We start from the raw sequence: 12,335 nt of genomic DNA, 5'->3' as shown, positions 1-12,335 counted from the left end.
AACGACCCTCAGTCTCCACCAGCGACATCACGGGCTACATGTTCGGCGAGCAGGCCTACTGCACCGATTGCATCCGCGACCTGTTCCTACCCTTCGACCTGATCGATGACGATCCGACCGTCGAGCAGGTCCTCGACTTCGTAGCTCGCGAGCGAGGCATCAACCGCTACGACGAGAACAGCTTCAGCGCCTACCAGTTCCCCAAGCCCATCGGCCCGGAGGAACAACTCGACAGCGAACGCTGCGGCCTCTGCCACAGAAAGCTCTAACGAGCCTCGGTGGGCGGACGTCCACTCGACCAGCCGCATGTGATTCATCTGCTGGCTGGTCGGGCGGGCGTCTGCCCGGGGCCCCAGAGCGCTTGAGCCTCATTACCGAAATCAGCGCTCGTACCTGTCACAAAGGAGGTCAGCCATGTCAGAGCTGACCGTTGAGATGCTGCGCAGCCTCGCGCCGCAGGATCTCGCCACCCATCTGCCGGCCCCCGTCTACACCGGGGAGCGGGCTGGAGTCCTCCTACGACTCGTCGATACCGACCTGATCGAGTTCTACTTCGCCGGCCGCATCACCACGTACAGCACCCAGGTGCTCCAGATCCAGCCCATCACCGACCCGGCCGTTCGTGAGGCCACGCTGCGCGAAGCCATCGAGGCCCTGGCCATCTGCCGCAAGGTGGCCATCGAGAAGCACGCCGAGCAGCACCGCTCCAACGAGCTGGTGATGGACGCCATCCGGCAGTACGCCGTCGACCGGCACGAAGAGGGAGACATCTGCCGCGACGGCCTGGACGACTTCCTGGCCAGTTTCGGTCTCGCCTCATACGTGACCCGGGTTCGGGTGGAGTACACGATCACGGGCAGCTACGAGGTCGATCCCAGCAGCGAGGCCGCCGCGGAAGAAGACGCCCTGAAGTGCCTCCAGCCTGACCTGTCGGGCCTGGACGACGTCGATGACGACACCACCACGTACGAGGTCTCAGGGATCCAGGTCTCGGAGGTGTAGCCCGCCTTGGGCTGCTCTTGAGGCGGCCCCTCTGACATCAGCGGCGGGAAGCCCCGCCTGTCGCTGGTGTCTCCCCCAGTCCCTTGGCATCCCCACAGAGAGGAGCCATGCCATGGACCTCACGTTGAAGATCACCTTCGAGCCTGAGGACGGGTCAGACGTACTGCTCGCCCGGTGCTGGCTGGCTGAGCAGATCCGGTTCTTCACCGGCCTGCCCATCACCGGCTACGCCAACGCCCTCCATCCAGCTGCCAGCTTCCACATCACCGAGCTGACATACGTCGACACCGACTGACCGCACCTTCCACATCCCATCCGGGGAGTCCGGGCACCACCAGGTGCTCAGGCTCCCCGGTCCCATTTCTCGGCCTACGAAAGGACGGCACTAATGCCTGCCAACGTCGAGTCGATGTTCTCCGTCAGGGAGATGCCCTGGCACCGCGAGGGCCTGGTCCTCGACCAGCACCCCACAACCTGGGACGAGGCACGGCAACTCGCCGGCCTCACCTGGGACCCCATCACCGAGGCCGTCTATGAGCTCCGCGGCATCGACGAAGCCGGCCAACCGCTGTACGAGCCCATCAAGGGCTGGCAGCGCATAGCCCGCTCCGACACCAGCGCCACCCTGTGGATCAACCGGGACTCCTACGCCGTCATCGATCACGGGGAGATGGGCGAGATTGTCGAAGCCGTTCTGGCCCAGCCGAACGTCACCTGGGAAACTGCGGGCGTTCTCGACGAAGGCCGCTCCGTCTGGTGCCTGGCCCTGCTGGACGAGCCCATAGTCCTGCCCGGCGACGACACCGTCACACTGCCGTACCTCGGCATCACCAACCGGCACGGACTACCCGGAGGCTGCACGGCCCGCGCGACCGCCGTGCGCATCGTTTGTGGCAACACCTTCCGCGCCGCCGAACTGGAAGGCGACCGCACCGGCACCACCTTCTCGTTCGTGCACAAGCACGGCTGGCGCAACCGCGTCGACGAAGCCCGCGACGCCGTCACTGGCGCACGCCGCGAGATGAGGGCCTACGAGGAACTGGCCCGCGAACTGCTGACGCTGCCCATCTCTACCCGGCAACGTGAGCTGTTCGTCAGGGAGTTCATTCCCATGCCGCCCGCCGGCCTCGTCACGGATCGAGTTGCCAACAACGTCGAGGAAGCCCGCCAGGCCGTCCGCGCCATCCTGGCTTCCCCGACTGCCGCTCCCATCGCCCACACTGCCTACGGGCTCGTACAGGCCGCAGGAGAGTACCTGGACCACGTCCGACGTTCCCGCACCTGGGAAACCAAACTCAATCGGACGCTCATCAAGCCGGAGCCGCTGAAAGCCCGCGCCCTGAAACTGGCACGGGAGCTGGTGGCTGCCTGACTTGTCCGCCAGGGGTGCACGGCTATACCGTGCACCCCATTTTCTTTAGCCATCAAACCCCGAGGAGGACCCCATGACCTATACCGATGAAGATATCAAGAGGTATCAGGATCTGTGTCAGAAGTATTTTAACGAGGATGTTGAGCCCGGCCAAGCCGCCGAAGAGCTAAACGAGCTCATCTTTATGGTGAGCTTGATGTATCACCCCGAACTTCAGGATCGCATCGACGTGGAAAATTCAGCCTTGAAAGAAAAGCCTTCTCGGAAGAGAAGCGTGAAGGGTTTATAATGTAATATAAAATGGGGACCTTTGACTGAGGCGCGTCTCTCGGTGTAGTTCAACAGTCGCTGACCCTGGGAACCGAACGCGGTCGGCCGCCTTTGAGCTAAACGGAGATTCAATGCAGTGCCAAAATATTTTGCCTATGTTCGCAAGTCCACCGAGTCCAAGGAGCGGCAGATCCTATCCCTTCCGGGGCAGATTAGGCGCATCCAGGATTCGTTTCCCGATCTGGACATTACTTTTCTTCCCGCAGAGAGTAAGAGTGCGTTCAAACCTTACGTCCGGCCGATCTTTGAGGACATGATTGCCCGCATTAAGGCGGGTGAAGCCGATGGCATCGTAGCCTGGCACCCAAATCGTCTCTCTCGAAACGAAATCGACGCTGCGACCATTAGTTACATGTTGCGGACCGGAGAGTTGGCAAACCTTAAGTTCACCGCCTACAACTTTGAAAACTCCATCGAGGGGCTGATGGCACTGCAGGGCCTCATGTCCCACTCTCAGTATGAATCTGGCAAACTTCAGCAGATTTGTAAACAAGGTATGGCGGACAAAGCTGAGCTAGGGCATTTTCCGGCCCAAGCGCCTCCCGGATACCTCAATTCAGGACCAGCAGTCAACAAGGGAGAGAGGTTCGTCTATGCCGATAAGAAACGGCTGCCTCTAGTGGAGCGTGCTCTGAGGCTCGCGTTAACCGGCGACTATACAGTTGCCGAGATTCGGCGAACCATCAACAGTTGGGGCTTCACTGGACGCAAGGGCCGACCACTGAGCTACAACCAGGTCAGCGATATGCTCAGGAGTATCTTTTACACAGGATATTTCAAGTGGAACGGCCGAATTTACCACAACAAGGGTACGTATCCTGCTGTCATCACTCTCGATGAGCACAGGCGCTTGCTGGACATCATGGCGAGGCACAGCCAAGGAAAATACCGCCGTTACACGAAACGCAGCTACGTCAACTATACGGGCCTCTTACGTTGTCTTACTTGTGGCGGTGCGGTTGTTGTCACTGAGAAGTGGAAGCACTACAGCGGGACGAATCGAGATGCCCTGTATCTGTACTACCACTGTACTCACAAGAAGAGGTCTACTGAATGTCATGAACCCGCCGTCACTAACGCGGGTCTCGTTTCCTCCTTTGAGGAAGAGGTCGAAAAATACCGGCTCATACCTGAGTTTCGTGACGTAGCCCTCGAAATTCTAGAGGATCGCTATGTTGGGAAGGTGGGCGAGGTTGAAGCTGTCAAGGCTTCACAACGGCGGGAGCTAGAGAGGATGAGAGGCAGAATACAGCGACTTATTGACATGAGAGCCGACGGGGAGATTACCTCTGAGGAGTTCATGGCTCGAAAGGATGAGTACCAGACTTCGATGGAAAGCTTACAGAAGCGTATGGAGACTGGGGATATTGCCGTTCGAGGTCAAGTTCTTAAGGCCGCCATGGGGCTGTTCGAAGATCTTACTCAACTTGACGATACGTTCCGTCGTGCGACCCCAGCCGTGAAAAGGCGTATGCTGCTCACCCTTGGCTCGAACCTCTTGCTGCATGACAGAAAAGTGGTTCTGCAAGCTAAAAAGTGGTACCACAAGATCCGGGAAGGCTACTCACCCGAGGAAGCTATATATCTTCAGGCTAGAACCTCTGAAAAAGGCTCTACAGAGCAAAGACCTGGCTCTTTGGCGTTGATGATTCCAAATTGGTGGACCACAGTCAACGTTGTGGCAGACCTTATCGAGGCGGAGATTTCTTCGGGCGGCTCCATTCCTCGGCTCATAGAGGATGATCATCCCGATTTTGGCAATGTCACTTAGAAATAGATGCGAGAGACCTGCCTGGCGCTTGAGCGTATGCTGTGGCGCACGAGGCTAAACACTATGAAAGACCTTATTGGAGAAGAAGTCAAGAGCGGCCGGACAGTCCATGCGGAGGTAGAGTTGCCCACAGAATTGCAAGCTCGACTTGATGCACTGCGCGGCAGCCTGAAAGACGGCTAGGAGCGTTTTCTGCTTCTAGTTAGAGGACCATAGTTCCCTGTCCAGGCGAATTTGGTCGCGCATCTCCAAATTCGATATGTCGTAGCGCTTATTTAACCATTCCTGGCTTGGTGCAGTCGATACTGGGACTCCCGCACTGGCGGCAAGCATCAGCGCGCTATAGAGAAGATCGGGCTCACCGAAACCCCAGACATCTATCTGTATCCCGGTTCCGGCTTCTCGGGCGGCTATCACGTCGCCTATCCATTCGGGAAGTTGCTCGTCCAGCTCTTGCAGGGCGGCGTCATCGAACTCTTTCATGGGAATCTCCGCTTAGTGTGTTAACTATTGCGCAACTCCGAATCGAATGCAAGGTTGAGCGTAAAACATGTCTGTGTGGGCTAGCTGCTGACCAGTAATGACTGGCCTGGGACTGATGCACGCTGGGACTGGTCCGATCTATTCGGACTACTTTTGACTACAACAGTCAACAGATAGAACGCGGGCCACTACATCGGAAATATGAGCCAGCCGACGTCCCCCGCACGGGCTGTCTAACTCACACCGAAGCAGTTCGTGAGCTGGCGGGTCGGTCATCAGGCCGTCTGTGACGCTGCGCCGCGTTGCCCGGCTGATGGCGGGATGTTCTGGTTGGCGCGGAAGAAGTTGTCCGGGTCGTAGGTGCTCTTGATCGAGGAGAGTTGGTCGTAGTGCCCGCGGTAGGTGGTCCGCACCCGCTCAGGGCCTTCCTGCTCGCCCAGGAAGTTGATGTAGGAGCCGCCCATGGAGTGCGGGTGGAGGTCGTTCCAGAAGTCGACGCACCACTGCCGGATCAGATCGGCGTTCGCGGGGTCGGGGTCGATTCCGCCGATCACGCCGGACCAGACGGCGTCGCGGTAGGCCCAGGCGGTGTCGTCGGCACTCACCCGGTGGGCGGCCCCGTCCACCGGGTACAGGTGCATCGTCGACAGGTCGGTGGGGATGTTCTCGCCGTACTGCTGGAACACCTCGATCGCCTCGTCGGAGATGGCGTCGAAGAAGTCGCCGCGCCAGTACCACTGCAGCCCCTTGGGGATCAGTTCGTCGAACATGGTCTGCAGGGCGGGGTACGGCATGGGGGTGGCGAAGTGGAAGGCGGGCGGAGCCGGTTCGTTGACGACGGCCAGTACCTCTTCGAGGCGGTTGGCGTCCAGGTCGCCGGTGTAGCACCACACCACGGCGCACATCTTCTGCCCGTGGATCGGCTCCGGGAACGGCGGCCCGGGCGGCACGACCAGCACCGCGAAGAAGCCGTTGAGGTCCTCGTCCGCGCCAGGCAGGAACTCCCGGTACCACCGCAGCACCTCCGCCGTCCGGTCGATCGGCCACACCGTCACCGCGACCCCGACCGTATGCACAGGGTGCAGCCGGTACGTAAAGGACGTGACCACACCGAAGTTCCCACCACCGCCCCGCAGCGCCCAGAACAGGTCCGGGTAGTCCTTCTCCGACGTGGTGATGAACCTCCCGTCGGCCAGGACCACGTCGGCGGCCAGCAGGTTGTCGATGGTGAGCCCGTACTTGCGGGTCAGGTGGCCGTGGCCGCCACCCAGTGTCAGACCTCCGACGCCGGTGGTCGACATGATTCCGGCCGGCATGCCGAGGCCGAAGGCGTGGGTCGCGTGGTCCACGTCCCCCAGCTGGCTGCCGCCGCCCACCTGTGCGCTGCTCGTCGCCGGGTCCACGCGCACCCAACGCATGGGCGACAGGTCGAGCACGAGTCCGCCGTCCACCAGGCACAGGCCCGGCCCGCTGTGGCCGCCGCCGCGCACGGCGAGTTCCGCCCCGGTGTCCTGGGCGAAGGCGATCGTGGCCTTCACGTCCGCGGCGTCGACGCACTGCGCGATGGCGGCGGGACGTCGGTCGATCATGGCGTTGTAGATGCTGCGGGCCTCGTCGTAGCCCGGATCCTGGGGAGCGAGGACGGGACCCCGCAGCGCCTCGCGAAGCCCGTCAAGAATCGATGCATTGAAACCGCCCATGGCTGACACCCCTGTGGGAAGAACGGGGACACTCACGGACGGATGAGGGCGCGCGACATCCGAGCGGATCCCCCGGAGAGGGCATGGTTGTGAATCCGTTCGCGCTTCAGATCCATACCGCCGGACAGGGCCTTGCCCACCTTTCAGTTTCCTTCCGGCCACCATTCCTCGCAATTCAGACGGAGGCCACGGCGAAAATTAGCTCATCGAACTGGATCGGAACGGCCCGCTCGAAAAGCGAGATCGACTTGCGTTCTGTCTGCTCCTGGACGTCCACTCAAGCGTCCCGGTCGACGTCCCAGGTGTTCAGTCAAGGACTACGAGATGGTCGGCGGCGCCTCCGTGCCACTCGATCATGAAGAGGGTGGCGTCGTCGCTAGTGCGCCCGCCCCGTTGTTTCTTCAGCGTGTGGGAGAGCCGGCGCAGGTCCGCCCGCATCCCCTCTGACGGCTCCTGCCCCAGGCGGTTGACGCAGCGGATGAGGCGATCCTCACCGAACGGCTCCCCGCCGTCGACGCGCTCCTCGATGATGCCGTCGGTGTAGCACAGCACCCGGTCGCCCCGCTGGAGCGTGTGCTCTCTGACGCGGGGCGTCTCACCTCCGAAGCCGACGGGCAGCGTCGTCGCGGTCTCCAACTGCCGCACGACCTGGCCGTCGCGGATCAGCAGGGGCGCCGGGTGGCCCGCGTTGACCAGCTCCATCTCACCGGTAGCGATGTTCAGGTGCATCAGCTGCGCTGTGACGAAGTGGTCGGCGCCGAACTGCCGGGAGATGGCACTGTCCATGAACGCGTACTTCTCGGCCAGGCTGACGAACACGCGCCGGGCATGGCGGTAGGCGCCGATGGCGATGGTCGCCATCGCGGCGGCATCCAGGTCGTGGCCCATCGCATCGATCACGGCCATGTGCAGGATGTTGTCGTTGAGGGCGTAGTCGAAGCTGTCACCGGCGACGCGGTAGGCGGGCTCCAGGATGCCTGCCACCTCGACCTGCGGCACGGTCATCGTCAGCGGCGGCAGCAGGCCCCACTGGATCTCCGCGGACACGCTCATCGGCTCCCGACGCCGGGCCAGAAAGAACTGATCGGTGTAGGCGTTCTTGGTGACCAACATGTCGGCGACCAGTCCGGCGAACCGGCGTAGCAGGCGCCGGTCATCGTCGCCGACCGTGTCCAGCGTCAGGGCGATGACGCCTACCTGATCGCTTCCGTCCAGCAGGGGCAGATACATTCGCACGCCGCCGGCCTGTGGCACCTCGACGGCCTCCGCTCGCTGGAAGGCCCGGCCAGCGGGCGAGTCGACCACTGGCTCGGGCTGGCCCACGTGCAGCTTCCTGCCCGGCAGCGGCACCAGCAGCTCCTGCGCATAGTCCTGGAGCAGGATGGACACGTCACGGCCGCCGATCCTGGCCACCTCCTCCGCGATGAGCGGGGCGATCAGCTGCGGCGGCAACACCCGCGCTCTGTCCAGCAGCACACCGAGCAGCCGCTCCCCGAAACCCTCCGACCGGTCCACGCTCTCCTCGTCCATGGCCCGGTACGCCACCACCTTCCTGCCCCCTCTCCGGATACTGCCTGCGCACAACGTGACCTGGTCAAGCAGCCGGAGCGACTCATTACGCCAGGCGTGGCATGTCGGCCCGCGCCATCCGCAGTTGCGGAGCTCACGCGGGCTGTCCTCTCGGCCGGAGCGGGCTCGTGCCGCCCGCTCCGAGCCGCCGGGGGTTCCAGGTTCCTGACCCCGGTTGATGAGCAGACCGCGGACCAAGCGAACGACGTCGTGACAGCGCTGCTGGCGCAGGCCCGACATGAAGGTGAGGACTCGTGATCCCGATGCCACCGCACCGTACAAAGGGACCCGGCGTGCTCGGTGTCACCCTGAGCAGCCCATCGGCCCCTTCGGGCGGTGGCCCGAGCCAGGCGAAGAACCGGAACCGGAGCCGGACTCCGACGCCGACCGAGACGGACCTCACCCGGGCGCGTGATCGAGCGCCTTGGTCAGTCCTGCCAGCTGTGCGGGGCGCGGAAGCCCGGGGTGCGCTCAAGACGACACCAGCCGGCCCTGGAGCGGCCGCGGCGGGTCGGGGCGGCTGAGGGCAGGGTGGCAGCACGGGCCATCAGGACCGCGACGATGGCGGCCAGCTCCTCGGCCTCGGCATGACCCTTCTCGACGCGGAGCAGGTTTCCGCAAGGAGTGCTCATGGTTCTTTCTCCCGTCTTCGATGGACTGCTCAGTCGAGTTCTGACTGCTCGGGAATGGTGTTCTCCAGCGGCGGAGGTTGGCGTGGAGGGAACAGATGGTCTTCGAACGCGTCGAGTGCGACCATCACCAGAAGCAGCGCCATCGGGACAAGAAGAGCTATGAGGATCACGATGCCTCCCGGACGGAGCGTGATCACACCTGTCGCGTACCGGCAGTGGAGTTAAACGTGCGGCCGAATGGGTCATCTCGCACGCCGACCGGGAACGTGGGCCGTTCAGGTGGTTTCTCTGCCTCGCGCATGCGCATCAAGGCGCCCGAACGATCCTGGACGCCTCTCAGCTGCGGACCGGCAACACGCCCCGCGCGATGGCCACCTGGCGCAACCTCGCTATCGGAGCCCTCCGCATGGCCGCATTGAAGAACACGGCAGCCGGCCTCCGCCGCAACGCCCGCGACCCTCGCCGCCCCCTCGCACTCCTCGGCCTCGGATGATCACGAACCGGGTGTCATGCGAGTACGCCGAAGTCCTGGCCATGTGGGCCAATATTCGAACATTGTTCATGACTGGCGTCAATAGCTAACGCCGCACTCTGGACCTAGCTCGGCTGATCCCTTCCAGTATTCCCCGTCTGGAAGAGGGGTCGGCCGATTGCTTTTGGCGTCAGCTAGTCTTCGGCGGGTGTTGTGTATATGAAGCTGTCGATCTCGGCTAACCGAAGCACTTCGGAGAAAGCTAGCTTGGCAGTTGCTTCCAGGGTGGCGTCCCGTGTGATAGCTTCCTGGCGGTAGCGACGAAAATCAACCTTCAGCTCTCGATCAAGCGAATAGTAGTCATTTAGGGCTTGGCGTGATTCTGGACTGAGATGTTTGAACAACTCAGGATGGAAAGCGAGGAGGCCATCTAGGAAGTTGGCTTCATCGTTATAGTGCGCATCTGCGAGATTCAGTTTGGCCATACAGCCCGCCTTTCATGATCAGATCATATAGAGCGGGTTGTAATGCGTCCAGCGTAAGCCTTCTTAGGCTGGCCCGTGGACCTTTTCTGCCTCGTACTCGTCCTCGCCAGTACGCTCGACTCTCCAGCCGTCTACATGACGAAAGTCGCTAGAGTCGCTGGTATGCGGATGCGTGATCTGTCCATCGTTCTGGATAATCACATGCTCGCCGATATTCAAGCCGATCTGCTTGGCGGCCTCAATGGCCTGTTCCTCGTTCATTGGCAGCACCTATCGCTTGGAGTCACTGAGGCATGCTTCTCAAGATTGATGATCGGAGACCAGTTATGCCACTCATGAAAGGCAAATGGGTGAGCTACTACGGTTACCCAGTGAGGAAGGTGGTTGATCCCGAATCCACCGGGTCGCGGCGTGCTGGAATGGCCGAGCGAGGCGGCTGAGGTGGGTAGCAGCTGAAGCCCGCGCTTCGCTGGCTCGCCCCGACCTTTGTACGCAACTCTTTAGCCTTCTCCGCCGTCTCTTCTTGGTATGACGTCCCCGCTCCTGCCTGCCGCCGCCCAGCCGTCATGGCCGCACTGCGCTCAGGGCGGAGGCTCGGATGATCCGGTCGGCTGCCGCGGTCACAGGACCGAGCCCTACGGGCGGTGCCTGCGTCATCTCAGCGATGGCGAACGCGCAGACTATTTTAGTGGCCTTGGCCCCGGCAACGCCCTGGACCATCGCGGCACTGAGCTGGACGCGCCCTTGCTTGTACAGCTGCTAGATGCCTTGCGCGATCCTGTCACCAGAGCTGTGCGCCTCGGTCATGCCGACTTCCGGTGGGTGACTTTCGAGGATGCCGTCGACTTCCGGTCGGTGACCTTCGAGGGCGATGCCGACTTCCGGTCGGTAACCTTCAAGGGCACCGCTAATTTCGTTTTGGCGACCTTTGGGGGCGCCGCCTGGTTCGGGTCGGCAACCTTCGAGGCCAACGCCTGGTTCGAGTTGACCACTTTCAGGGGAGCCGCTGGGTTCGCGGCGGCGATCTTCAAAGGAGACGCCGCGTTTGTATCGCCGGCCTTCGAAGACGTTGCCTCGTTCGAGTGGGCGACCTTCGAGGGCTACACAGACTTCAGGTCGGCGATCTTCAGAGGCGACGCCCGGTTCACGTCGGTCACCTTCACGGGCGACGCCCGGTTCAGGTCAGTGTTCTTCAAAGATGCTGCCTTCAAGTCCGCGGTCTTCGAGGGAAACGCCCGGTTCAGGTCGGCAGTCTTCGAGGGCAACGCTCGATTCGGATCAGCGACCTTCAAGGCCGATGCCGACTTTCGAGCGGCAGTCTTCAAGGGCAACGTCCGGTTCACGTCAACGGTTTTCAAACGGTCGGCTGGTCTGGGACCGCTGGTGTGCGCAGGGCAGGTGACGCTGTCCGGGGCAGTGTTCAGCAGTCCTGTAACCATCACGATCGCCGCGAGACGTCTGGAGTGTTGGCGGACGCATTGGTCGTCAACGGCCGTGTTGCAGCTGCGGTACGCCACAGTCGACTTCGCCCACTCGGTCTTCGAACACCCGCTCACGATCGCTGCGGAACCCGGCCTCTTCCGTCTCTCTGACGGAATGTTGGTGGATGAACAGGTTCTCTCTAGCGAGCCCGATGCCACGGTTTGGATGGCCTCGCTTCGAGGCGTGGATGCTGCACATCTCGTCCTCGCGGACGTCGACCTGTCGCGCTGTCTGTTCACCGGCACCGTTCACCTGGATCAGCTGCGGTTGGAAGGTATCTGCTTGTTCGAAGTGATTCCGCCCGGTACGCACTGGCGACGCGGGCGCCCAGTGTGGTTCACACAGCGCCGCACCCTGGCCGAGGAGCATCATTGGCGAGCGAGCCGTCCAACAGCGATCCGGGGATGGAACACGGCCGTGTTCGGCGTCGGACACGTCGAGCCTGGGCAAGTAGCGCCGGTGTACCGGGCGTTGCGCAAATCCTTCGAAGACAGCAAGAACGAGCCGGGGGCCGCCGACTTCTACTACGGCGAGATGGAGATGCGCCGCCATGACTCCGCTACCCCCTGCGCCGAACGTGGCCTGCTCGTGGCCTACTGGGCGTTGTCCGGCTACGGGTTAAGGGCCACCCGCGCTCTGGTGTGGCTGCTATTGGCCATGACCGCAACGTTGCTGGCGATGATGCTGTGGGGCCTTCCCGCCGACGACCCGAAGTCGGTCTCAACCGGGAAGGTGACCGGCCAGGAGATCCGGCTCATCACCGACACCCCCGGCTCAACCAACCCCACCAGCCCGCTACACGAGCGAATATCGAGCGGGCGGTTCGAGAAGAGCCTGCGCGTGGTGATCAACTCGGTCGTCTTCCATTCATCCGGCCAGGACCTCACCACCGCCGGCGCCTACATCACAGTGCTCTCCCGGCTGACGGAGCCAGTCCTCCTCGGTCTGGTAGTCCTCGCGGTCCGCAGCCGGGTGAAGCGGTAGGTACCACCTCGCCGGTTCTCTGAGGACCGCGCTTTCGACGAGCAGGCATGGAG

The 12,335-nt window shown here is 62.3% G+C and carries 13 protein-coding genes; 7 read left to right on the top strand and 6 right to left on the bottom strand.

Annotated features, from left to right (window positions below; all coding sequences use genetic code 11):
• The first annotated feature begins 38 nt into the window (after positions 1 to 38).
• The 6 genes from OG870_RS17540 (at position 39) to OG870_RS17515 (ending at position 4,475) form a co-directional block, all read left to right on the top strand.
• Positions 39 to 269, top strand: coding sequence for a hypothetical protein (locus OG870_RS17540; protein WP_327691124.1), 231 nt, complete (start codon positions 39 to 41; stop codon positions 267 to 269).
• A gap of 145 nt (positions 270 to 414) precedes the next feature.
• Positions 415 to 1,002, top strand: a complete 588-nt coding sequence (locus OG870_RS17535) for a hypothetical protein (protein WP_327691123.1) — start codon at positions 415 to 417, stop codon at positions 1,000 to 1,002.
• Between the two features lie 112 nt (positions 1,003 to 1,114).
• Entirely contained in the window at positions 1,115 to 1,297 is a 183-nt protein-coding gene (locus OG870_RS17530) for a hypothetical protein (protein WP_327691122.1), read from the top strand.
• Positions 1,298 to 1,390: 93 nt separating this feature from the next.
• Complete coding sequence (locus tag OG870_RS17525) at positions 1,391 to 2,374, top strand: DUF932 domain-containing protein (RefSeq protein ID WP_327691121.1); 984 nt, start codon at positions 1,391 to 1,393, stop codon at positions 2,372 to 2,374.
• A gap of 73 nt (positions 2,375 to 2,447) precedes the next feature.
• Complete coding sequence (locus OG870_RS17520) at positions 2,448 to 2,663, top strand: hypothetical protein (protein WP_327691119.1); 216 nt, start codon at positions 2,448 to 2,450, stop codon at positions 2,661 to 2,663.
• A gap of 117 nt (positions 2,664 to 2,780) precedes the next feature.
• Positions 2,781 to 4,475 (top strand): recombinase family protein, encoded by a 1,695-nt coding sequence (locus OG870_RS17515; RefSeq protein WP_327691118.1) that lies wholly within the window; start codon positions 2,781 to 2,783, stop codon positions 4,473 to 4,475.
• 198 nt (positions 4,476 to 4,673) lie between these two features.
• Here the strand turns inward: OG870_RS17515 and OG870_RS17510 are convergent, their stop codons facing one another.
• The 6 genes from OG870_RS17510 to OG870_RS17485 form a co-directional block, all read right to left on the bottom strand.
• Entirely contained in the window at positions 4,674 to 4,958 is a 285-nt protein-coding gene (locus OG870_RS17510) for a hypothetical protein (protein ID WP_327691117.1), read from the bottom strand.
• A gap of 275 nt (positions 4,959 to 5,233) precedes the next feature.
• Entirely contained in the window at positions 5,234 to 6,658 is a 1,425-nt protein-coding gene (locus tag OG870_RS17505) for an FAD-binding oxidoreductase (RefSeq protein WP_327691116.1), read from the bottom strand.
• 306 nt (positions 6,659 to 6,964) lie between these two features.
• The gene (locus OG870_RS17500) at positions 6,965 to 8,188 is read right to left on the bottom strand and encodes a PP2C family protein-serine/threonine phosphatase (protein ID WP_327692318.1); all 1,224 of its coding nucleotides are present in this window, start codon (positions 8,186 to 8,188) and stop codon (positions 6,965 to 6,967) included.
• A gap of 467 nt (positions 8,189 to 8,655) precedes the next feature.
• Positions 8,656 to 8,859 carry an acyl-CoA carboxylase subunit epsilon gene (locus OG870_RS17495; RefSeq protein ID WP_327691115.1) on the bottom strand — a complete coding sequence of 68 codons (204 nt, stop codon included), beginning with the start codon at positions 8,857 to 8,859 and terminating at the stop codon, positions 8,656 to 8,658.
• A gap of 666 nt (positions 8,860 to 9,525) precedes the next feature.
• Positions 9,526 to 9,816, bottom strand: a complete 291-nt coding sequence (locus OG870_RS17490) for a hypothetical protein (protein ID WP_327691114.1) — start codon at positions 9,814 to 9,816, stop codon at positions 9,526 to 9,528.
• A gap of 63 nt (positions 9,817 to 9,879) precedes the next feature.
• Positions 9,880 to 10,077, bottom strand: a complete 198-nt coding sequence (locus tag OG870_RS17485; protein ID WP_327691113.1) for a hypothetical protein — start codon at positions 10,075 to 10,077, stop codon at positions 9,880 to 9,882.
• A 561-nt stretch (positions 10,078 to 10,638) separates the two neighbouring features.
• On the opposite strand from OG870_RS17485, the gene OG870_RS17480 reads away from it, so the two are divergent.
• On the top strand, positions 10,639 to 12,282 hold the full coding sequence (locus OG870_RS17480; RefSeq protein WP_327691112.1) for a pentapeptide repeat-containing protein: 1,644 nt from the start codon (positions 10,639 to 10,641) through the stop codon (positions 12,280 to 12,282).
• Positions 12,283 to 12,335 lie beyond the last annotated feature (53 nt).

It is taken from the genome of Streptomyces sp. NBC_00461, assembly GCF_036013935.1.
Lineage (GTDB): Bacteria > Actinomycetota > Actinomycetes > Streptomycetales > Streptomycetaceae > Streptomyces.
The sequence above is the reverse complement of the archived record's forward strand: the minus strand, read 5'-3'. Positions and strand labels throughout refer to the sequence as shown.